Raw genomic sequence first — 22,025 nt, 5'->3', positions numbered from 1 at the left:
CCTAAAACGCGCTTTGCCGGCCTCGCCGAGCGCCGTCTCAAGGCTGACACGGCAGTGTTATGGTGCGGCGCAACATAGTCGGCCGCGCATTCGCGCAGTCATTCCTGAACCATCGATCCAACGAATCAGGGGGGCTGTAGCTTGAAATCGCCGATGTCGTGATGCGTGCCTATGCCATGCCGCTCACCAACCGTGCTTTCCGCCCGGCCCGTATCGCTTCTTCGACCCGACGCCTTGAGCTATCCCGCAATCTCCAGCAGGGCCGATACCAGCAAGCGGCGTTCGTCGGCGGAAAGCACGTCGGAATCGAAGAGGTTCATGCTGCGCAGCCCTTCGATGGCCAGAAAGCAGACCAGCAGCGTCTTCAGGTCCGGCGTCTCGCTCTTCAGCCGCTGCAGCAGCTGCGACTTGAAGGCTTTTATCGGCGTCAGGAAATCCGGATCCTCGGCGATCGCCGAGAATATCCACGAAGCCGTCGGCTTCGGCTCCTCGCAATCATCCGCCGAGAGCCGGATATAGGTGGCGAGCAGGTTCTCGCCGCTGGCGCCGGCGACAAGGCCCGATTCCAGCGCCAGCTCGAACGCGCGCAGGTAATTCTCCACCAGGCCCTGCATCAGTTTGGCCTTGGTCGGAAAGTTATATAACAGGCCGCCTTTCGACACGCCGGCGCGGCTGGCGACGGCGTCAAGCGACAGGCTGCCGGGACCGGCCTCGCGTGCGACATCGGCGGCGGCGGCGAGTATCTTGTCGCGCGAATTTGCCCTTTGGGTCTTCATCGATCCCTTCCCCCGCACCAGCCTAGGCGGAATTGACAAGACCGTCCAGACGGTACAGTAAGTTCGCCGTCATTTGTAATCGGGACCTGGCGTCGATAAGTGTCCCGCTATTCGGCTATTTTGCCGGACACCGGCCGAGGGGACAGTTCGTGAAGCGCTTCATCTCTATCACCGCAATTCTGCTTCTGCTCGCTCTGGTGTGCGTCGGCGTTGTCGGCTTCAACCTGTTCCGCGACAACGCTATCAAACAGTATTTCGCCACCATGAAGCCGCCGGCGACGACCGTATCGACGGTTGTCGTCAAGCCTTCCGACTGGACGCCGGGCGTCGAGGCGATCGGCACGGTACGCGCCGTGCGCGGTGTCGACCTTACCGTCGAGACCAGCGGCATCGTCAAGGACATCCTTTTCCATGCCAACCAGAAGGTGCCGGTCGATTCGGTCCTGCTGCAGCTCGACGATGCCGTCGAACGCGCGGATCTGGTCGCGGCCAAGGCGCAGTCCGTGTCCGACAAGACGGCGCTCGAACGCGCGCTGGAGTTGCAGCGGCGCGGCGTCGGAACGGATGCCACGCTCGACACCGCTCAAGCCGCTGCATCGGCCTCCGCCGCGCAGGTCAACAAGCTGCAGGCCGTGCTCGATCAGAAGCAGCTGACGGCGCCGTTCGCCGGCACCGTGGGCATCCCCAAGATCGACCTCGGCCAATATCTCTCGCCCGGCAACGCAGTGGTGACCTTGCAGGATCTGGACACCATGCGGGTCGATTTCTCGGTACCCGAACAGCAGCTGCCGCTGCTCAAGATAGGCCAGGCGGTGCGGCTCGGCCTCGGCGGCACCGGCGGCGGCGCCGACATGCCGTTTGCCGGCTCCATTCGCGGCATCGATCCCAAGATCGACGCTTCAAGCCGCCTGGTGTCCGTCCGCGGCGAGGTCGCCAACCCTGACGGCAAGCTGACGCCCGGCCAGTTCGTCCAGGTTCGCGTCGAGCTGCCGCAGGAGAAAAACATTCTGTCCTTGCCGCAGACGGCATTGACGTCGAGCCTCTATGGCGACTTCGTCTTCGTCGTCGTTCCGGCGAAGCCGGCGGAAGGCGCCCCAGCCGCGAAACCCGAGGAAAAGCCTGCTGCAGGGGCCGACGCAGCAAAGCCGGCGGCAGATGCAAAGCCGGCAGACGCGAAACCGGCTGCCGAAGACGCCGCGGCGAAGCCCGCGGACAAGCCGGCTGTCGACCCCGCGAAGCCCGCGGCAGAACCGGAAAAGCCGGCGCTCGTGCTGTCGCAGGTGTTCGTGAAGCCCGGCCGCCGCAACGACGGCATGGTCGAGATCATCGAGGGCATCAAGGCCGGTGACGAGGTCGTCACCGCCGGTCAGAACCGTCTCTTCAACGGCATGTCCGTCGCTGTCGACAACACCATTGACCCCAGCAAGTCGGCTAACCAGCAGGCTCAGCAATGAACTTTTCCGACATCTTCATTCGCCGGCCGGTCCTCTCCACCGTCCTCGCCTGCATGATCCTGCTCCTGGGTTTCCAGGGCATCTTCAACCTGTCGATCCGGCAGTATCCCAAGGTTGACGAGACGGCGATCACCATCACCACCGCCTATCCCGGCGCCAGCGCCGACCTGATCCAGGGCTTTATCTCCGCCCCGATCGCGCGGGCCGTCGCCTCGACCGAGAACATCGACTACGTCACCTCGTCCAGCCGGCCGTCTTCGAGCACTGTGGTCGTCCAGATGAAGCTCGGCTCCAATCCGGATGTCGCGCTCACCGAGGTCCTGTCGAAGGTGCAGGGCGTACGCGGCACCTTGCCGGATGCATCCAAGGACCCGGTCATCGTCAAGGGCACCGGCCAAGAGTTCGCGATGATGTACATCTCGATGCAGAATCCGAACATGAGCAAGGAGCAGCTCACCGAATATATCGAGCGCGTCGTGCGGCCCCGCATGTCGACGGTCGAAGGTGTCGCCGACGTGCAGATCTTCGGCGCCGAGGAATATTCGATGCGGGTCTGGATCGACCCGGTCAAGCTTGCTGCGCGTGGCGTCACCGCCGCCGAAGTGCTGGCGGCGATCAACAACTCCAACTTCCTGTCGGCGCCCGGCAACACCGAGAACGAATATGTCGTCTCCTCGATCACGGTTCGCTCGACGCTGCAGACGCCTGAGGCCTTTGCCGAGCTTCCGCTGCGCTCGACGGACGGCCAGGTGGTGCGCTTGCGCGACGTGGCGCGAGTCGAGCTTGCCGCCGAGAGCACCCACACGAGGGTGAGCTTCAATGGCAAGCCCGGCACCTTCCTCGCCATCTTCCCGACGCCGGCCGCCAACCCGCTGACAACGGCGGAGGCGATCCACAAGATCGTGCCTTTGATTCAAGAGACGCTGCCGAAAGGCATGACCATCGAAATCGTCTACGATTCCACCGAACAGATCAGCGCCTCGATCGATGAAGTGTTCAAGACCATCGCCGAAGCCGTCGCCATCGTCGTCGTGGTCATCCTGTTGTTCCTCGGCTCATTCCGCTCGGTGATGATGCCGATCGTGACCATCCCGCTGTCGCTGGTCGGAGTCTGCTTCCTTTTGTTTGCGGTCGGCTATTCGATCAACCTTCTGTCGCTGCTGGCCATGGTGCTGGCCATCGGCCTTGTCGTCGACGACGCTATCGTGGTGGTGGAGAACATCCATCGCCACATGGAGGAGGACCACATGTCGCCGATGCAGGCGGCCTTCAACGGCATGCGCGAGATTTTCTCCGCCATCGTGGCCATGACCATCACGCTCGCCGCCGTGTTCGCGCCGCTGGCCTTCACCGGCGGCCTGACCGGTGCGCTGTTCCGCGAGTTCGCGGTGACGCTCGCCGGTTCGGTGGTGCTGTCCGGCCTCATAGCCGTCACCATCACGCCGATGATGGCGGCGCGTCTGCTCAAGGCGGGATCGCACAGTCGCTTCCAGCGCGTCGTCGACGGAACCTTCAGCCGTGTCGAGCATGTCTATGAGCGGGCGGTCACCGCCTCCTTGAGAAATCGACCGGTGACGCTGCTGATGGTCGTGGCGCTGGTTGCGCTCACCGGCTTCATGTTCACCAAGACCTCGAGCGAACTGGCGCCGGAAGAGGACCAGGGCTTCCTGTTGTCGATCGTGACGGCACCGCGCTACGCGACCTCGGACTACACCGAGACCTACGTCAACCAGATCCTCGGCCTGGTGAAGGACATTCCCGAAACCAGGGCGCAATTCTCTGCCGTTGCCTTTGGCGGCGCCACCAACGGCGCCTTTGTCGGCTTCGCCTTCAAGGATTGGGCCGAGCGCCAGCGCAACTCAAAGGAGCTTCAAGCCGATATCCAGGGACGCCTCGGCAAGGTGGCCGGCGTCGAGGCCTTCGTCTTCGCGCCGCCGACGCTGCCGGGCTCCGGCGGCGGCCTGCCGATCTCCATGGTGGTGCGCTCGACCGGTGGTTCCGCCGAGGTCTACGAGGCGGCCGAGCAGATTAAGAACAAGGCGCAGGCCTCCGGCCGCTTCATCGTCGTGCAAAACTCGATGTCCTTTGACGCTCCGCAGGTGACGGTGACCATCGACCGCGACCGCGCGGCGGCTCTCAACCTGCCGATCGCCGACATCGGCCAGACGCTGACGCTGCTGGTCGGCGGCGCCGAAGTGGCTCAGTTCGACCGCGACTCCAACAGCTACGACATCATCCCGCAGGTGCCGAAGGAATTCCGCGACAATCCCGAGAAGCTCGGCGAATATTTCGTTCGTAGCGTGACCGGCGAAATGGTGCCGCTTTCAGCGGTAGTGAAGATTTCGACCAACGCCGCGCCGGCCGCGATCGAGCAGTTCAACCAGCTGAACTCGGCGACGATATCAGCGCTGCCGCTTCCCGGCGTCACCACGGGCGACGGGCTGCAGACCCTGGAGACCCTTGCCAAGGAGAGCCTGCCCGATACCTTCTTCATCGATTATTCCGGCCAGTCCCGGCAGGAAAAGGAGCAGGGCAACACGATCCTTATCGCGTTCGCAGCCGCCGTAATCGTCATCTATCTGGTGCTGGCGGCGCAGTTCGAAAGCTTCCGCGACCCGCTGATCATCATGATGGCGGTGCCACTGTCGATCTTTGGCGCCATCGTGCCGCTCAATCTGGGGCTTGGAACGCTCAATATCTACACGCAGGTCGGCCTGATCACACTGATAGGTCTGATCACCAAGCACGGCATTCTTCTGGTCGAGTTCGCCAACCAGCAGCGCGAGTTGCATGGCATGAGGCGGCGCGATGCGATCGTCGCCTCGGCCAAGGTGCGCTTGCGGCCGATCCTGATGACGACAGCGGCGATGGCGCTCGGCGTCGTGCCGCTAATCGTGTCCAGTGGTGCTGGTGCGGCGGCGCGCTATTCGATGGGCCTCGTGATCTTCACCGGCATCCTGGTCGGAACCATGTTCACCCTGTTCGTGGTGCCGATGTTCTACACCTTCATCGCCAGCAAGGACCTGCCGCACCACGCCGAAAAGCCAGACCCGAAGCTGATGCCGGTGCACGCGGACTGAGCTGCGAACGGCGTCAGCGAACAAACGAAAAGAGGCCGGAAAATCCCGGCCTCTTTTTTGACTGGATTGATTTACCGCGAAGCCCCGATGGAGCTCCAAGGCGGGAACTTGCGGTGTGGCATGACCTGTCCGGCTGCGCTGCACCATCGCTCCAAACGCAGTCTGCTACTTGACGATGACGATGCTGGTGTTGGTCGGGCCGAAGGTTTCGACCAACTGGTAGAAGTCGGCGGCATTGTCGGGATGCAGCCGCACGCAGCCATGCGACGCCGGGCGTCCCAGCCGCTTGATGGCGTTGGTCGCATGCACGGCGTAGCCGCCGCTGAAGAAGACCGAATGCGGCATCGGCGCGTTGTCGTATTTCTTCGAATGCCACATCTCGTGCATGCGGGTCGGCTTGAACGAGCCGGTCGGCGTGACATGCGCACTGTCGCCGGTCGAGACCTTCCAGGCGAAAGTCGGCCGGCCATCGACCAGCACTTCCATGGTCTGCTGCGACAGCGAAACACGCGCCACGATCTGGTTTGCCGCGGCATGGGCGGTGCTGTTGGCGGCGCCAAGCAGAAGCGCGGCGCCGCCGGCTGCGGCGGTGACGTTGATGAGTTTGGCGGAAATGGCTTTGTACATGATGGCTCCTCTTTGCCGGTCCTGCCGGCGTCAATTCGGTGGCCGCCTTATCCACTGCGCCATGTTTCAGACTGACTTCGCTGAGGCTCGTTTGTGTTTCGAATCTGTTTCCTCTGGTTAACAAGCAAGGTGGACAAGGAGCGTGCTCCCGTCTTCGCTGCGCACTCCCGACACGCACCGCCCCCCAAACGAAAGTGCTGATGTCCTTATATGAAAGAAGATTGGCTTCGCTCGAAACCGACTTGCAACAAAGCGCGGCCCGGGCGGCATGATCTGGTTACAGGCTCACGGCAAAGTCATCCCAACGAGAACAGCCGGCGCCAACGAAAAATGAGCATCAAATCGACAACCCTGTCCTGGCTCTTCAGGATAAGCATCGCCGCATTTGTCGTCGGCGGCATCGGCACAGTAGCCGGCACCCCGATGACGAAACTGGCGGTGATGAATTCGGGTGAGATTTCGACGCTGCATGCCGCGCTGTTCATAGCCTTGGTCTGGATTGTCTCCAGTCTGCGCATCAACCGTCTCAGGGCCCTCTGGCGGGTCGGCCTCGGGTTGAAGTGGATGCGCGGCCCCTCCGGCAACTTGCTGCCGAGAGGACCGAAGGCCCGCGTCGCAACGGGGGGCTCCGTGGGCGACGCGGGCACTTCGGGTTTATCCTGAAGCACCCGCGGTTCTGATTTTTGAGGACAACCGATGAAGACGAAATCTGCAGCCTCCGTGCTTTCGGTACTGCTCTATGCACAAGGCCTGCTCGGCTTTGCCGGTCTCGCCACGGTTCTTCTGAAGGACCGCGCGCATGCCGCCAGCGAAATCGTAGTCGCCAGCGAATTGCCGTCGGGACCATCGCTTCTGGTGGTGCGCTGACGCCTATGCATGGCGTCCAAGATTGCGCAGCTTTTTTGGGCGAGCCGAGGAACAATCCAGCCTCCCAACCCTCAGTCGGCGCGCTGCGTCGGCGGGTCGAACCGGTAGCCTGCGCCGCGTATAGTTGTGATGGTTTCGGTGTCGAGCTTGCGGCGCAGCCGCACGATGCGCGAATCGATCGAGCGGTCGAAGGCATCGGCATTTTCGGCGGGCGCCGCCGCAATGATGTCGTCGCGCGTCAGCACCTTGCGCGGGCTGGCCAGAAACAGCCTGAGCAGCGCCACCTGGCCCGGCGACAGCTGTTCTTCCGTACCCGAACGGTGCATGACGATGGCCGACCGCAAATCGACGGTGGCATTTTCCAGCACGATCAGTTCCTGGGCGGACCTGCCGCGCCGCGTCAGCAGGCCGCCGATGCGCGCGGCAAGCTCCCTGACATTGAGCGGACTTTCGACGACATCTGCGGCGCCAAGCTCGAGGGCCAGCACCTTGTCGACCAGATCGGCCGGCCGGCAGATCAGGATGAAATCCGGCGCCGCCTTCCCGTCCGCGCTCTGGCCGCCGCCATAACGCCTGAGCAGGTCCCGCCCCTCCGCCTGGCTGAGGCTGTCGCCGACGATGACGATATCGATGCCTCCGGCCGAAAGCAGGGATTCAGCTTCCCAGGGCTGCCGCGCCTCGCGCACGTCATGGCCGCGCCGGTCGAGATGATCGGCAAGATCGCCGGCCACCATATCGGCGACGGAAACCAGCGCGATGACGGATCGTGCAGCCATGTTTTTCTTCCCGTTCCCCCGCAACCGGATATGAGTGCTGGACATCATGTTTATACCCAATCTACTTTCCGCTGAAAGCGGGAGCGAGGCCATAGTGCAGGCACGGATTGTCATCGTCGAGGACGAGCCCGATCTCCGGGACGCGGTCGCCGAGTATCTCGGCGCCAACGGCTACGATGTGACCCAGGCCGGAAGCGCGGCCGAGGCGCGCGCCTTGCTGGAGACGGAATCGTTTCATTTGGCCATTCTCGACATCGCCATGCCGGGCGAGGACGGACTGTCGCTCGGCCGCTGGCTGCGCTCGAAAATACCGGTCGGCATCATCTATGCCACGGCCGCCGGCACCGCACTCGACCGCATTGTCGGGCTGGAGCTTGGCGCCGACGACTACATCGTCAAGCCCTACGAGTTGCGTGAGGTGCTGGCTCGTGTGCGCAGCGTGCTGCGCCGCGTTCCGCAGCCGAGCCCGCCCCAGGCGGCGAAGACACAAGCCGATGGCGGCCGCCGCCTGACCTTCGGCCCGTTCCAGGCCGACCTCGACGGCAGGCTTGTCACCGGCGCCAACGGCGCCGTCATCGACATGGCCAAGAGCGAGTTCGATGTGCTGGAGGTTTTCCTGACCCGCGCCAACCGGCTGTTGACGCGATCGGCGATCTCCGAGGCGATTGGTTTTGTCGAGGATCCTGAATCGTCGCGCGCCGTCGACATTCGCATCATGCGGCTGCGCAAGAAGATCGAAACCGATCCGGCCAATCCGAAATTTTTGCGCACAGTGCGCGGCGAAGGCTATATCTTCTCGCTGCCGACCGGTGACGGGCACTAGCGCAATTACAGGAAAAGTGTACGCGGTTTTCCGCCCGGAATTGTGTGAAAACAAAGAGATAGAGGCTTCTCCGTTTCCGTGAAACGGTGAAGCGCTTTAGCAATTCCAGGAACAGTGCGTAGCGATTTTCCGTTCGGGATTGCATTGAAACATGGAGCGTTTCACCTTTTTCGTGAAATGCTCCATAGCTGCCTAATTCGACGGCCCTTTACTGATGGCTGACATGACCGCTGAACCAGCACCACGCATGGACCCGCAAGGCGCTCGCCAGAGCGCCGCGATGGCGGCTGTGCGCGTCGTCCGCCGGTTGCGCGATGCCGGCGACTGGCAGCGCGAGATGGAAACCATCCTCGAAACGCTCTGCAGCGCCATGAATTGCCAGCGCGGCATCCTGTTCAGGCTGCGCGAATTGCCCGGCCAGGGCTTCGCCCAATCGGTCGCCGCCTACTGGATCGATCCTCGCTTCGGCGGCGAACTGGCTTCGCCGACGGTGATCATGCAGTCGATCGTCGATACCGATCCGCTGCTGGAGCGGATTGGAGAGGACGAGCGGCAAGGCAAGATCTTCGCCGGCCATACGCGCGATCTCGACGGGTTCCTCAGGGCCGATTTCGAAAAGCAGCACATCAAGTCGTTCCTGTCGGTATCGGTGTTCGCGCACGGTCATCTGTGGGGCACGTTCGCGGTCAACGACTGCCTAAACGAGCGCGAATGGACCGAAGAGGAAGAGGCGACGATGCACATCATCGCGCTCGCCATCGGCGACGCCATCGAGCACTCGCCGTCCGACGCCCATGCTAGCGAAGTCATCCGCCGCACCATGCTGCAGGCGTCGCTCGACGCCATCATCGTCATCGACGAGACCGGCTCGATCATCGAATTCAATCCGGCCGCCGAAAAGATGTTCGGCTATCAGCGCAGCGACATCCTCGGCAAGGACCTGCTCGATACCGTGGTGCCGGAATATTACCGCAAGGGCTATGTCTCGGGCGCCGAATACATGTCTGGCCGCGGCGCGCCGATGGTTGGCCAACGGCTTGAGACCGTGACACAGAATGCGGCCGGCGAGGTGTTTCCCATCGAATTGACGGCGACCGAGATGCGGGTGGCTGACCGTCAGCTCATCTTCGGTTCGATCCGCGATCTGCGCGATAAGCTGCGCGCCGAAGAAGAGATCAACCGCCAGCGCGAAAAACTGCACCAGAACGAGAAGATGGCGGCGATGGGTTCACTGCTGGCCGGTGTTTCGCACGAGCTCAACAACCCGCTCGCCGTGGTCGTTGCGCAGTCGACGCTGCTGCATGAATTCGCCACCGACCCGCAGACCAAGGTTCGCGCCGAGAAAGTGCGCGCCGCTGCCGAGCGCTGCGGCCGCATCGTCAAAAGCTTCCTGTCGATGGTGCGCCTGCATCCGGCGGCGCAGGCCGAGACCGATCTCAACCAGGTGATCCGCGCCGCACTCGAAGTAACCGCCTATGGCGCACGCTCGAGCGGCATCATCATCGACACCGATTTCGCGCCCGGCCCGCTGCTGGCGATGGCCGATGCCGACCACGTCACGCAGGTGGCCGCCAATTTCCTGATCAACAGCCAACACGCTCTGGCCGGTATCGGCGGCGACCGCCTGATCAAGGTGCGGACATTCCGCAGCGATCGCGGCAACCCCGGGTTTTCGGTCGAGGACAACGGACCGGGCATTCCCGAGGCGATCCGCAGCCGCATCTTCGAATCCTATTTCACCACCAAGCCGGTCGGCGTCGGCACCGGCATCGGCCTGTCGATCTCGAAATCGATCGTCGAGCGCCACAACGGCAATATCTGGTTCGAGGAGGTGCTGCCGCGTGGCGCGCGCTTCGTCGTCCAGCTGCCGGTAATCACCGGCGGCGCGGCAGCAGCCGGCGACAGCCCGGCTCGTTCCAGCGGCTTGCGCCATGCGCTGATCATCGACGACGAACCCGACGTCGCCGGCTCCCTCTCCGACATCCTGGAACTGATGGGTATCAAGTCGCGGGTCGTGCCGGCCTGGACGTCGGCGGCGGCGACCTTGACCGGCCACATGCCGCCAGACATCGTCTTTTCCGACTTGCGCATGCCCGGCACCAGCGGCATTGCCATCTACCGCGAATTGCTCGCCGACAACCTGGCGCTGGCCAAACGCTTCGTGCTGGTCACCGGCGACCTGATCGGCGCCAAGGCCGAGATCGAAGCCTTGCCGGCGCCGCAGCGCCCGCAAATCCTGGAAAAGCCGTTCTCGACGCTGGACGTCCGCGGCGTACTCTCGGCAATAGCCGACCAAGTCGCCGCCGCCGGCTAAGTTTTCGGAAGCACCCACGTAGGGTCTATCGATTCGGGTCAGGCCGAGTCGAGAATGGTGGTTCCCGAGAACCGGAGCGGAGCGTACTTGAAGTACGCGAGCACCGGAAGCGCAGGGAACCTCCATGCGCAGGCCGGCCTCACCCGAATATCGATAGGCCAAAAAAGAGGCTCCCGACCGAGGGAAGCGGCGGGAGCCAAGAACGAGCGCGGGAGGAAGCGCTCGGGAGGTTCAGAAAACGTTGGGTGTCGTGGTCAGCGGCGCTGCGTTGGCGATCATGCGGACGGAACGCGCCTTGTGCACGCCGGACTGGGCGGCGATGACGCGCAGGCACTCCGCGCTCTCGGCGCCCCAGGCCTGACCCTGGCAGGCAAAATCGATTTCCGGCTCCGGCAGCCGGGCGGTCTTGATGGTGGTCGGCGCGCCCTGGACAACATTGGCCGGCGGGTTGAGCGAAGCAAAAGCCGGACCGGAAGCCGGTGTCAGCAACATGACGGCCAGAGCGCAGGCGCCCAGCATGGAGAACATCGCAACCGGATGGTCGCTGGCGCGCTGACGCAGTGCCAGTTTGGCGCGTCGTTCGTTGCTGGTGATCTCGACTTTCGTATGCATTGCTGCTCCCCTTCATTTTCTTATGAAACGAACCTAAGCGCGCCTGGTAACGGGCGAATGATGCGCTTGGCTTGCCCGCGTAACAGGTTTGAAACAAGAAATTCGGGCATATCCGGACAGATCCGGTCATGTGCCGACGGCAAGATGCGTTTGCGAAGCTGTTTCATGCGGGCAATCAAATGTTGACGACAGGCGGGCCGCGAACGCACCAAGCCCGCTTCCTGTCGGCCGCACTATGAACAAGCTCACACTGCGGATCGAATTTGCGGACGCCAGGTATTTTCGTCTCGGAGCGGGCCGTGTTTGCAAGCTCGGCACGGCCAAATCCGCATGCCGGACAGCTATTTCACGCCCCCGGTTAACGCCCGGATATTCCGGGATTTTCTGGCTTTCAGCTGGTCCTGTTGTGCCGACTTGAAAAGTTGTGATTTCTACAAGCCATTGCATTTCAATGTAAAATATGGTTTTATTGAATGAGTATTCAATAAAAGAAGAGCTTTTTTATGAACCCGCATCTCCGTGACGTGGCGATCCCCAATGATTGGGACCGGCGGGGTCTGCCGGGCTGGAGTTATCACTCCGACGCGCTTCTCGAACTTGAGAAGGAATACGTCTTCCGCAACCATTGGCAGATCGCCGGCCATGTCTGCGACGTGCCGAATGCCGGCGACTATCTGACTATGGACGTGGTCGGCGAGCGGGCGCTCATCGTGCGCGGCAAGGACGGCGTCGTGCGCGCCTTCAACAACATGTGCCGGCATCGCGGCAGCCGCGTCGTCGCCGACAGCCAGGGCACCTGCAAGAACGCGCTGGTCTGCCCGTTCCATGGCTGGGTCTACAATCTCGACGGCACGCTGCGCGGCGCCGCCCGGCCGCGCTCCTTCCCCGAGCTCGACAAGACCGAATTCGGCCTGATGCCGCTCGACCTTGAGATATGGATGGGCTTCATCTTTGTCCGCTTTCGCAAGGGCGGCCCGCAGCCTTCGGTGGCCGAACTGTTGAAGCCGATCGAGGCCGAGATGGCACACTACAACGTGGCCGAGATGGTGCCGTCCTGGGGCATCTGGACACAGAAAACGCCGGTCAACTGGAAGTCGGTGCGCGACGTCGACAATGAAGGCTACCACGTCGCCATGGCGCATCCGGCGCTGCAGGATCTCTACGGCTCGACCTATTTCGACGAGCCGTTCATCAACGGCGTGTCGCGCTCGTTTGCCACCTACAATCCGCATGCCGGCCGGCGCTGGAGCGTGCGCGAATACATCAAGCTCACGCCCGATGCCTCACACCTGCCGGAGCATCTGCGCAGGGCCTGGATCTATTACGGCATCTTCCCCAACAACGCGCTGTCGATCATGCCGGAATCGGTGCAGTTCTATCAGGAGTTCCCGCTGTCGACCGGCGAGACGCTGCTGCGCGGCGCCATCTACCGCTCCCCCGACGAGACCCGGGAACAGGCGGCCGCCCGCTATCTCGCCTACCGCATCGACCGCGATACCATGAACGAGGACGTGCAGCTTTCCGTCTGGTCAAACGAGTCCATGATCTCGGAGGCCTTCGAGGGTTTTTATCTCTCCGACCTCGAATACGGTGTGCGCACCCACCACGACCATCTGCGCAAGCAGATCCCGGTGCTGGGCCTGGAGACGGCGCCGGAGGAGAAGGACATGTGGAACCTCAATGAGGCTATGCGCTCGCAGGTGTAGGGGCGGAACTGCCAGTCACCCCTGCCACACGCCCTCTTTGCGCAGATCATCCATGGTCCGCGAAATGCCTTCGCGCAGGATCGCCACCATGTCGTCGATCTGCTCTCGCGTGATGATCAGCGGCGGCGACATCACGCACATGTTGATCAGCGGCCGGACCAGGAGGCCGAGTTCGTGGCAATGCGCGTCGATGCGCTTGCCGACATCCTTGTCGAGCTGCAGCGGATCCTTGCTTTCGCGGTCGGCTACGCACTCGACGCAGCCCATCAGGCCCATGCCGCGGACTTCGCCAACCAGCGGCAGTTCCTCCAGCGTCTTCAACTGCGCCTGGAAATAGGGCGCGACATCGCGCGTGTGGGCCAGCACGCTGTCTTCCAGGATATCGAGGTTCTTCAGCGCCACCGCGCAGCCGATGGGATGACTGGTATAGGTCAGGCCATGGCCGAACATCGCATCGGGATGGTTGGAACGGCGCATTTCCTGAAGCAGCCGCTCCGAGATGATGACGCCGCCAAGCGGGAAATAGCCTGATGTAACGCCCTTGGCGAAGGTGATCATGTCGGGGTCGATGCCGAAGCCATCGCCGGAGGCAAAGACATGGCCGAGCCGCCCGAAGCCGGTCACCACCTCATCGGAGATATAGAGGATATCGTTGTCCCTGCAGATTTCGCGAATGCGCTTGAGATAGCCATCCGGCGGCACGACGACGCCGCCGGATGCCTGCACCGGTTCGCCGACGAAAGCACCGATCTTCTCTGCGCCGACGCGGGCGACCGTATCGCGAAACTGCTCGACCAGGAAATCGCAGAAGGCGGCGATGTCAATGCCTTTCGGCCGCCGGAACGGGTCTGGCGAGGACAGTTTGACGACCAGATCGTCGGCGCCGTCCATCCAGTCGCGGTCGCGCGGCCGGCCGTTGAGCGAGGCCGACAGATAGGTCGAGCCGTGATAGGCGCCGCCGCGGCTGAGGATCAGCTTCTTTTCCGGCCGCCCGCGCACATTGTTGTAGAACTGCATGAAGCGCAGTGCCGTCTCGACAGCCGACGATCCGCCGGTGGTGAAGAAGGTATGGCTGAGATCGCCCGGCGCATGATCGGCGAGGCGCTTGGCGAGCTCGGCCGACGGCGCATTCATCGTATACCAGGGCGTGTTGTAGGACAGCATCATCGCCTGGTCGTACATCGCCCTGGCCAGCTCCTCGCGGCGGTGGCCGACATTGATGCACCACATGCCGGCCGGCCCGTCGATCAGTCGCTTGCCTGTTACATCGGTGATGTAGATGCCATCGCCCTCGCCGATCAGCGCACGCGCTTCATTGCCGACCGAGCCGGCATAAGGCCAGGGCTGGATGAGATGGCGCTTGGCCAGCTCGACCGCATCGCCACCGTCAGCCATTTCCATCGCTCTTAGGTCTCTTGCAGCCGCCATCATTGCCTCTCATCGTCTGAGCGTAATTTCACCGGACAGAAAGCGAAGCGCCAAGGGCAGGAAAGCCGGCTTTCTTCACTTCATTTTGAATGTCCGTTCAATCAATATTACAGAAATAGCGCTTGATTTCAATGCACGGATGCGCTCATGATGAAAGAAAGCCGGCAAGCTTGGAGCGCGGCCAGCAAAGCGCGCTCCGCAAAAATTGGGAACAGGCAGCCGGCCCGGTCAATGGGAGCATCATGGCGGAACAGTTCGAGCCAGCAACCGAGATCACGCCCGGGTCGCTGCAATGACGGTAGCTGCCGAAGGGGTGCCCACGCGACGCATGACGCGAGCAAGGCGAAACGCCCTTCTGCAGTCCGAATCCGTCCAGGGCCTTGCCCTGATCAGCCCGACCTTGGTCTACGCTTTGATCCTGCTGCTGGTGCCGATCCTGGTGGTCTTCGCCCACTCCTTCTGGACGCAGAACTACCTCACCATCGACCATACATTCACGCTGGAGAATTATCGCATCGCGCTGACCGAGCCGATCTACCGCGATCTTCTGTGGCGCTCGCTCTACATTTCCCTGACGGTGAGCTTTTTCACCGTCATCCTCGCCTATCCGATCGCCTATTTCATCTCGTTCCATGGCGGTCGCCACAAGAGCCTGTGGCTGTTCCTGATTACCATCCCGTTCTGGACCAGCTATCTCCTGCGCGTGATGTCATGGAAAGTCATCCTCGGCTATAATGGCGTGCTGAATTCCGGCCTGATGGGCCTCGGCATCATCGACGAACCATCGACCGCGCTACTCTACAATTCCAGCGCCGTCATCATCACGCTCACACACGCCTGGGCGGCCTTCGCCATCCTGCCGATCTTCGTTTCGCTCGAGAAGGTCGACCGCACCTTGGTCGAGGCTGCCACCGATCTTGGCGACGGCCCGCTGCGCTCCTTCCTGCGCGTGACGCTGCCGCTGTCGGCGCCGGGCGTCATCTCGGCCGCTCTCATCGTCATGATCCCCACCGTCGGCGACTACGTCACCCCAAGGCTGGTCGGCGGCAAGGATGGCGTGATGATCGCCAATGCCATCGAGTCGCAGTTTCACAAGGCCTCCAACTGGCCACTGGGCGCGGCACTGTCCGTGACCACCATGCTGGTCGTGACGCTGATGGCGGGCGCCACCGTGCTCATCATCCGCGCGCTGCAGAGGCTGGCGCGATGACGGCGAGGCGGCGCCTTTTCCCCGGCGGCTGGCTGTCCGCCTACGCCCTCCTCTACGTCGTCTTTCTCTATCTGCCGGTGATCTTCCTGCCGATCTTCTCGATCAACACCGCGCCGACGCCAAAATTTCCTCTCACCGGCTATACGCTGAAATGGTACCAAGACCTGCCGAAGACGCCGGCGCTGCTTGACGCCGCCTGGAACAGCCTGATCGTCGGTATCTCGGCATCGGTGCTGTCGACGCTGCTCGGCATCCTCGCCGCCCGCTCGATCACCCGCTACCGCTATCCCGGCCGCCGCACAATCAATGGCCTGATCATGGCGCCGCTGGTGCTGCCGGAAATCATCCTCGCCATCTCCATGCTGCTGGTCATGCTGCAGTTAGGCCTGAGCCTGTCGCTGTTCACCGTCGTGCTCGGCCATGTCCTGATCTGCATTCCCTATTCGATGACGGTGCTGACCGCCGGTTTCGAGGGCTTCGACCGCAGCCTCGAAGAAGCGTCCGCCGATCTCGGCGAGAGTGCCTTCGGCACCTTCCGGCGGGTGACGCTGCCGATGGTGGCGCCGGCGATCATTTCCAGCCTCCTGGTCTGCTTCACCATCTCGCTCGACGAGTTCGTCATCGCTTTCTTCCTGACCGGCACCGAGACGACGCTGCCGATCTATATCTGGGGCCAGTTGCGCTTTGCCGCCAAGCTGCCGGGTGTGTTGGCGCTGGGCACGCTGCTGCTGGTTGCCTCTTTCGTTTTGATGACCGTTGCCGAGATCCTGCGCCGCCATGCGGCCAGACGCACCCAGAGCGAGGGAGGCCTCTATGCCTGAGCAGTCCCGGGCCGAACGGCCTCAGGATGAGCCATCCAAGCAGGATAAGTCCGAGCGGGCCCAATCTGATCGACCCCAAACAGACCGAGCAATGATCGAAATCCGCAGCGTTACCCGCAGCTATGGGGCGTTCAAGGCGCTCGACGACGCCTCGCTGACCATCAAGGAGGGCGAGTTCTTTTCGCTGCTCGGCCCTTCCGGCTGCGGCAAGACCACGCTGCTGCGCATGATTGCCGGTTTCGACAACCCGACCAGCGGCTCGATCTCGGTCGGCGGCCAGTCGATGGAAGGCATCCCCGCCAACCGCCGGCCGACCAACATGGTATTCCAGAGTTATGCCATCTTCCCGCATCTCAATGTCGAGCAGAATGTCGCCTATGGGCTGAAACGGCTCAGGCTGGGAGGAACGGAAGAAAAGCGCCGCGTCGAGGAAGCGCTGGCGCAGGTGTCGCTCACCGGCCTCGGCAAACGCCTCGCCACCGAGCTTTCCGGCGGCCAGCGCCAGCGCGTGGCGCTCGCCCGCGCCTTGGTGATGCGGCCCAAGGTGCTGCTGCTCGACGAGCCGCTGTCGGCTCTCGACAAGAAATTGCGCGAGCAGATGCAGGTCGAACTGCGCCGCCTGCAGCAGGCGGTCGGCATCACCTTCGTGCTGGTCACCCATGACCAGTATGAGGCGCTCGCTATGTCCGACCGCATCGCCGTAATGTTCGGCGGCAAGATCGCCCAGGTCGCCTCGCCCAAGGAAATCTACCAGCGGCCGGTCAACCGCCAGGTCGCCGATTTCCTCGGCGGCATGAATTTCGTAAAAGCGCAGATCATAGAGGAGAATGCCGCCTCGCTGGTCGTCGACACGCTGGGCTTCGGCCGCGTCAGGACCGACAAGCCGAAGGCCTTCATGCGCAATGGCGGCGGCGCCACTCTGGGCATCAGGCCGGAGCGATTGCGCGTGCTGTGGGACAATGCGACGGCGAAATTCGAAGTGGCCGGCAAGGTGGTCGAACGCCACTATTTTGGCGAGATCACCCACCTGATCGTCGAGATACCCGGATTGGAAAAGCCACTGTCGGTCACCGAGACCAACGACTTCGGCGCCGACGATATCCCCGTCGGCACGTCGGTCCGCCTCGGCTACGATCCCGAGGCCCTGGTGGCGATGGCGGACTGAGCATGATCCCGAAAAGTGGGAACCGATTTTCGGAATAAGATCATGCTCCACTAAGAATTTTAAGTTCCGTCGCGATCTGTTTGGCTGCGATCCGCCCCATCACGATGGCGCCTTCGACATAGCCCGGGAATGACGGCGACAGTTCCGACGATGCTAAATGAACCGGGGCAGCGCCGGCACGGATCGTGCGCTCGGCATCCCGTGCCGTCACATCGACAATTAGGTCGCTGTAGGCGCCGCCGCTCCAGCGGTCATCGATCCAGTCGCGCTGGCTGAAATCGACAATGCCGGCCGCCTCCGGGCCAAGGGCATCAACGAGCCTTGCCGTGACCTCCGCACGCAGCGCCGCGTCCGCGAGCGGACGCCAACGCAACGCCAGTGGTCCGCCGACGAAGACGACCAGCGCGGCATGTTGCGCATCCTTGCTGGCGTCACAGGCGAACAGGCCCGGCAGGTCGCGCCACATCACCATGCCGCACAGGTCGCGCTCGCGCCAGAACGGCGTGGGATAGCGCACCAGGATCTTGATCACCGCACCGCTTTCCCAGACGCCGAGCGCCTTTGCGAGAGCCGGCGGCAGAGCGGGCGCGAAATCCAGCTTCGCGGCCGTCGCCGGCGGCAGCGCGACCAGCACTTTTCGCGCTTCGATGGAGCTGCCTGCCGAGACGGCACGAACCCCTTGCGGGCCGTGCTCGATGCGCGTAACCGGCTCGTTCAGCCAAACCCTGTCGCCGAGATCTCCGGCCATATCCTCGGCCAGCGACTGCATGGTTTCGAGCAGCGAATATTGCAGCTCAGGCACCTCGTTGGTGATGCGGCGGTCATTGTCGATGAGGTACCACAGCGGCACCTTGTCCATCGCCAGGCACCACAGGCCTTCGATCATCGAGCGAAAAGCCGTCTTGGCGTCAGTGGGATCATGCTGGCGTTCGAGCCAGGCGGCAGCGCTCATGCCGGCGATCGAGGGATCGTCCGGCTCGATCGCATTCATCCGCTCGCGGATTGCCATCGCGCCATGATAGGTCCGTTCGGCCTCTTCGACCGACAGCGATGGATGGGTGATGAAATCGCCATTCACATAGGTTTCGACGAAGGCCTTGCCACGGGACGCGGCCAGCGCCGTCACCTCCGGCATGTCTTCGCAGAAAAACTGGCCGCCGCTGTCGATGCGCTCGCCAAGCCCGTTGCGAATAGCCTCGACCCTGCCGCCGACGCGATCGCGTGCTTCGAGCAGCACGACATCGATGCCGGCCTTTCTCAGCTCAAGCGCAGCCGACAGGCCGGTGAAACCGGCGCCGACGATGACGACATCGGTTCTTTCAGTCCTGTCGCTCAATAGCCGGCCTTGATCTTCTCGAATTCCGTGACCATGCGCTGCTTGAGCTCAGGCGGCACCGGCTGCTGGAACAGCGTCTTGTCCAAGAACTTGTCGAGATTGTCGAAGCTACGGTCGCTCAGCACCTGATGGTCGATCGCGGCCATCCCGGCGCTGTTGCCGTGGCCGTAGCCGAAGGTCTTGACCAAGTAATCGGACACGGCATGCGCGTTGACCGCACTGAGGAAATCATAGGCCTGATCGAGCTTGCCCGGCGCATCCTTCATCAGCACATAGCCGCACACCCAGGTGGATATGCCTTCCCTGGTGTCGCGGTTCATGGCGATCGGCATGCCTTGGCCCTTGAGCGTCACGAAGGTCTCATTCCAGCCCCAGACGAGGTCGACCTCATTGCCGGTAAAGGCCTGGTTGAGGTCGGTGTCGTCGGTCCAGTAAAAGCGGATGTTCTTGTGGACGTCACGCAGGAAGGCGGACGCCTCCTGGAACTGCGCGTCGGTCATCTTGGTCCAGTCCTTGAGGCCGATGACCAGGCTGGCCAGCGCATAGGCGTCATCGACATTGTCGCCGATGGTGACGCGGCCCTTGAATTTGGGATCGGCGAAAATCTTCAGCGACTGCGCTTCCTCCGCCGTGACCTTGTCGGTGCGGTAGAGCAGCGAAGTGTTGCCCCAGTCGAACGGCATGAACCAGGCCTTGCCGTCGGCGGTGACGGCGAGATCCTTCATCGCCATGATGCCGGGATTGAGATCCTTCCAGCCGGCGATCCGCGAGGTGTCGAGCGGTTGCAGAATGCCGGCCGCGCGCCACTTGGTCACGCTTTGCGAGCAGGGGTGGGCGATGTCGGCCTTGAAGCCGGCGCGCATCTTCTGGAACGCTTCCTCCTCGTCGCCGAAGAAAGCAAAGGTCGGCTCGGCGCCGTATTTGGCGGTGTAGTCGGGGTGCAGCAACGGATCTTCATAGCCTGACCAGTCGAACACGACGAGATCGCCGCCGCCTTCGGCATAAGCAAGCACGGCGCCGGCGCCGACTGTAAGAGCAGCGGCAAGGGCGAGGCGGCGAAGCATGGAATTCATGGCGCGAAACTCCTCATCGCGAAAAGCGGCCGGGCGACGTTACGGAATTTCAGCGGCCTTGGCGAGACCGTCTGCCCGGCGCACTGACAGGCAGACGGAGGAGGCCGGACAGAGCTTTAGTAGCCTGCCTTGATCTTCTCGAATTCGGCGATCATCTTGAGCTTGAGCGACGACGGCACGGGCGATTGGAACAGGGTCTTGTCGACGAATTTCTGCACGTCGTCATAGCCCTTTTCTTTCAGGATCGCCGGGTCGACGCCGGCCATGCCCTTGGCGTTGGCCTGGCCATAACCCCAGTCCTTGACCAGCACCTTGGCGGTCTCGGGATCGTTGATCGCGTTGAGGTAGTCATAGGCCTTGTCGACATTGCCGGGTGCGTCCTTGAACAGCACGTAGCCGCAGACCCAGGTCGAGATGCCTTCGTCCGTATCCTTCTTGGACTTGATCGGCACACCGGCAGCGACGGATTGTACCGTGGCATCGTTCCATGCCCAGGCGAGATCGACCTCGCCGCCGCTCAGCAACTGCACGACGTCGGTGGTATCGGTCCAGTAGGAGCGGACATTTTTGTGCACCTGACGCAGGAAGTCGGAAGCCTGCTTGAACTGGTTGTCCGTCATCTTGGTCCAGTCCTTGAGCCCGATGGCAAGGCTGGCCAGCGCATAGGCGTCGTCGACATTGTCGCCGATTGAGACCCGCCCCTTGAACTTGGGATCGGCGAAGGCCTTCAGCGACTGCACATCCTTCGCGTCGATCTTGTCGGAGTTGTAGGTGAGCTGGGTGTTGCCCCAGTCCCACGGCATGAACCAGGCCTTGCCGTCCGAAGTGGTGGCCAGATCCTTCATCGCCATGATGCCGGGATTGAGATCCTTCCAGCCGGTGATTTTCGAGGTGTCGATCGGCTGCAGCAGCCCCGCCTCGCGCCACTTTGTCACGCTCTGCGAGCAGGGATGGCCGAGATCGGCCTTGAAACCGGAGCGCACTTTCTCGAAGGCTTCGTCCTCGTCGCCGAAGAAGGCGAAGGTCGGCGAGTCGCCGTTCTTCTCGACATATTTGGGGTGGAAGCTCGGGTCCTCATAGCCGGACCAGTCGAACACGATCAGGTCCTTGTCGGCGGCGACCGCAATCGCCGCGGCCGAACCAGCCAGCGTCGCCGTCAGCGCCAATGTCAGTGTCAGGCGTCGGGTTATTCTTTTCATGCTGTTCCATCCTCTTTGTTTTTGATTGTTCGCTCCGGCTTGGATCTGCCGGTTGTTGTCAACGTCCGCTGCCCGGCCGGTAGTGTTTCGGAAAGGCGGCCGACAGGAATTCGTTTGCCGCCTGCAGCGCGCTCTCACGGGTGACGTCCTCGGTCCCCATCATCAGCCGCAGCCACAAGCCCTCCAGCATGGCGCTGAGCGCGAGCGCCATGACCTGCGGCTCATAGGCATAACCACCGCCCTGCTTGAGCGTGGCACAGAGGTCGATGAAGATCTTCTGGTAGGCCGCGTCGCGTGCGCCGCACAGCGCCTGGTAGGTCGGCCGCGACTTGGCCTCGCCCCAGAACGCGCACCAGGCCGCGAGCTTGCGCTTGTTGCAGATCGAACGGTCGAAATCGGCGGCGACCAGCGCCCGCAGCTGCCGGGCTGGATCCTCGCCGGCCTTGGTCAGCGCGACGCGCCAATGCGCCGCATATTCGTCGGCCATATAGGCAAGCGTGGCGACGAGCAGCTTCTCCTTGCTCTCGAAATGGAAGTTGACGATGCCGCGCGACAGGCCGGCGCCGTCAGCGACATCGGCCATCGTCGTTTCCGAATAACCGCGCTTGGCCAGCGAATCGATGGTCGCTTCGATCAGCTGCTGTTGCCTGACCTCCTTCGACGCCTTGCGGCCGCGTTTTTCCGGTTCGGTTTTTCCAGACGTGTCGGAGGATCGCTCTTCGCGCGCTGCAGCTTTCATCGGTGCCGTCATGCTCCAC

General features: G+C 62.7%; 19 protein-coding genes. 10 read left to right on the top strand and 9 right to left on the bottom strand.

The window, feature by feature from the left end; all coding sequences use genetic code 11:
* Nucleotides 1-239 precede the first annotated feature (239 nt).
* Nucleotides 240-776, bottom strand: coding sequence for a TetR/AcrR family transcriptional regulator (locus tag NKI35_RS18465; RefSeq protein WP_352741191.1), 537 nt, complete (start codon nt 774-776; stop codon nt 240-242).
* Nucleotides 777-925: 149 nt separating this feature from the next.
* On the opposite strand from NKI35_RS18465, the gene NKI35_RS18460 reads away from it, so the two are divergent.
* Nucleotides 926-2,230, top strand: coding sequence for an efflux RND transporter periplasmic adaptor subunit (locus NKI35_RS18460; RefSeq protein WP_023670058.1), 1,305 nt, complete (start codon nt 926-928; stop codon nt 2,228-2,230).
* Entirely contained in the window at nt 2,227-5,310 is a 3,084-nt protein-coding gene (locus NKI35_RS18455) for an efflux RND transporter permease subunit (protein ID WP_352741190.1), read from the top strand. The genes NKI35_RS18460 and NKI35_RS18455 overlap by 4 nt, the downstream gene beginning before the upstream one ends.
* A 165-nt stretch (nt 5,311-5,475) precedes the next feature.
* On the opposite strand, the gene NKI35_RS18450 is transcribed toward NKI35_RS18455, so the two are convergent.
* Nucleotides 5,476-5,937, bottom strand: a complete 462-nt coding sequence (locus NKI35_RS18450) for a L,D-transpeptidase (RefSeq protein WP_023670060.1) — start codon at nt 5,935-5,937, stop codon at nt 5,476-5,478.
* A 330-nt stretch (nt 5,938-6,267) separates the two neighbouring features.
* On the opposite strand from NKI35_RS18450, the gene NKI35_RS18445 reads away from it, so the two are divergent.
* Nucleotides 6,268-6,600: a hypothetical protein gene (locus NKI35_RS18445; protein WP_023670061.1), complete on the top strand. Its 333-nt coding sequence runs from the start codon at nt 6,268-6,270 to the stop codon at nt 6,598-6,600.
* Nucleotides 6,601-6,633: 33 nt separating this feature from the next.
* Complete coding sequence (locus tag NKI35_RS18440; RefSeq protein WP_023670062.1) at nt 6,634-6,804, top strand: hypothetical protein; 171 nt, start codon at nt 6,634-6,636, stop codon at nt 6,802-6,804.
* Nucleotides 6,805-6,875: 71 nt separating this feature from the next.
* On the opposite strand, the gene NKI35_RS18435 is transcribed toward NKI35_RS18440, so the two are convergent.
* Nucleotides 6,876-7,580, bottom strand: a complete 705-nt coding sequence (locus NKI35_RS18435) for a response regulator transcription factor (protein WP_352741189.1) — start codon at nt 7,578-7,580, stop codon at nt 6,876-6,878.
* 94 nt (nt 7,581-7,674) lie between these two features.
* Here NKI35_RS18435 and NKI35_RS18430 point away from each other — a divergent pair, with 94 nt between their 5' ends.
* Entirely contained in the window at nt 7,675-8,403 is a 729-nt protein-coding gene (locus tag NKI35_RS18430) for a response regulator (RefSeq protein ID WP_352741188.1), read from the top strand.
* Nucleotides 8,404-8,626: 223 nt separating this feature from the next.
* Nucleotides 8,627-10,717, top strand: coding sequence for a hybrid sensor histidine kinase/response regulator (locus NKI35_RS18425; RefSeq protein ID WP_023670065.1), 2,091 nt, complete (start codon nt 8,627-8,629; stop codon nt 10,715-10,717).
* A 231-nt stretch (nt 10,718-10,948) separates the two neighbouring features.
* On the opposite strand, the gene NKI35_RS18420 is transcribed toward NKI35_RS18425, so the two are convergent.
* Nucleotides 10,949-11,329, bottom strand: coding sequence for a hypothetical protein (locus tag NKI35_RS18420; RefSeq protein ID WP_352741187.1), 381 nt, complete (start codon nt 11,327-11,329; stop codon nt 10,949-10,951).
* Nucleotides 11,330-11,832: 503 nt separating this feature from the next.
* Here NKI35_RS18420 and NKI35_RS18415 point away from each other — a divergent pair.
* Complete coding sequence (locus NKI35_RS18415; protein WP_352741186.1) at nt 11,833-13,035, top strand: aromatic ring-hydroxylating oxygenase subunit alpha; 1,203 nt, start codon at nt 11,833-11,835, stop codon at nt 13,033-13,035.
* Between the two features lie 15 nt (nt 13,036-13,050).
* Here NKI35_RS18415 and NKI35_RS18410 read toward each other — a convergent pair whose 3' ends face one another.
* On the bottom strand, nt 13,051-14,463 hold the full coding sequence (locus NKI35_RS18410) for an aminotransferase (protein WP_352741185.1): 1,413 nt from the start codon (nt 14,461-14,463) through the stop codon (nt 13,051-13,053).
* A 292-nt stretch (nt 14,464-14,755) separates the two neighbouring features.
* Between NKI35_RS18410 and NKI35_RS18405 the strand changes: the two genes are divergently transcribed.
* From NKI35_RS18405 to NKI35_RS18395, 3 genes are all read left to right on the top strand, one after another.
* Complete coding sequence (locus NKI35_RS18405; RefSeq protein ID WP_023701363.1) at nt 14,756-15,673, top strand: ABC transporter permease; 918 nt, start codon at nt 14,756-14,758, stop codon at nt 15,671-15,673.
* A complete protein-coding gene (locus NKI35_RS18400; protein WP_023690125.1) occupies nt 15,670-16,494 on the top strand; it encodes an ABC transporter permease in 825 nt (274 codons plus the stop codon). The genes NKI35_RS18405 and NKI35_RS18400 overlap by 4 nt, the downstream gene beginning before the upstream one ends.
* Before the next feature lie 91 nt (nt 16,495-16,585).
* Nucleotides 16,586-17,659: an ABC transporter ATP-binding protein gene (locus NKI35_RS18395; protein WP_023690124.1), complete on the top strand. Its 1,074-nt coding sequence runs from the start codon at nt 16,586-16,588 to the stop codon at nt 17,657-17,659.
* 40 nt (nt 17,660-17,699) lie between these two features.
* On the opposite strand, the gene NKI35_RS18390 is transcribed toward NKI35_RS18395, so the two are convergent.
* The 4 genes from NKI35_RS18390 to betI form a co-directional block, all read right to left on the bottom strand.
* A complete protein-coding gene (locus NKI35_RS18390) occupies nt 17,700-18,995 on the bottom strand; it encodes a flavin monoamine oxidase family protein (protein ID WP_352741184.1) in 1,296 nt (431 codons plus the stop codon).
* Complete coding sequence (locus tag NKI35_RS18385; RefSeq protein WP_352741183.1) at nt 18,992-20,068, bottom strand: extracellular solute-binding protein; 1,077 nt, start codon at nt 20,066-20,068, stop codon at nt 18,992-18,994. Before NKI35_RS18385 ends, NKI35_RS18390 begins: the two co-directional genes overlap by 4 nt.
* 116 nt (nt 20,069-20,184) lie before the next feature.
* Nucleotides 20,185-21,267, bottom strand: coding sequence for an ABC transporter substrate-binding protein (locus NKI35_RS18380; protein WP_352741182.1), 1,083 nt, complete (start codon nt 21,265-21,267; stop codon nt 20,185-20,187).
* Nucleotides 21,268-21,325: 58 nt separating this feature from the next.
* On the bottom strand, nt 21,326-22,006 hold the full coding sequence (betI, locus tag NKI35_RS18375; protein ID WP_023708595.1) for a transcriptional regulator BetI: 681 nt from the start codon (nt 22,004-22,006) through the stop codon (nt 21,326-21,328).
* Nucleotides 22,007-22,025 lie beyond the last annotated feature (19 nt).

This window comes from Mesorhizobium sp. M0676, assembly GCF_040320535.1.
Classification (GTDB): domain Bacteria; phylum Pseudomonadota; class Alphaproteobacteria; order Rhizobiales; family Rhizobiaceae; genus Mesorhizobium.
Note: the sequence above shows the minus strand (reverse complement) of the source record. Positions and strands in the feature narration are given on the sequence as shown.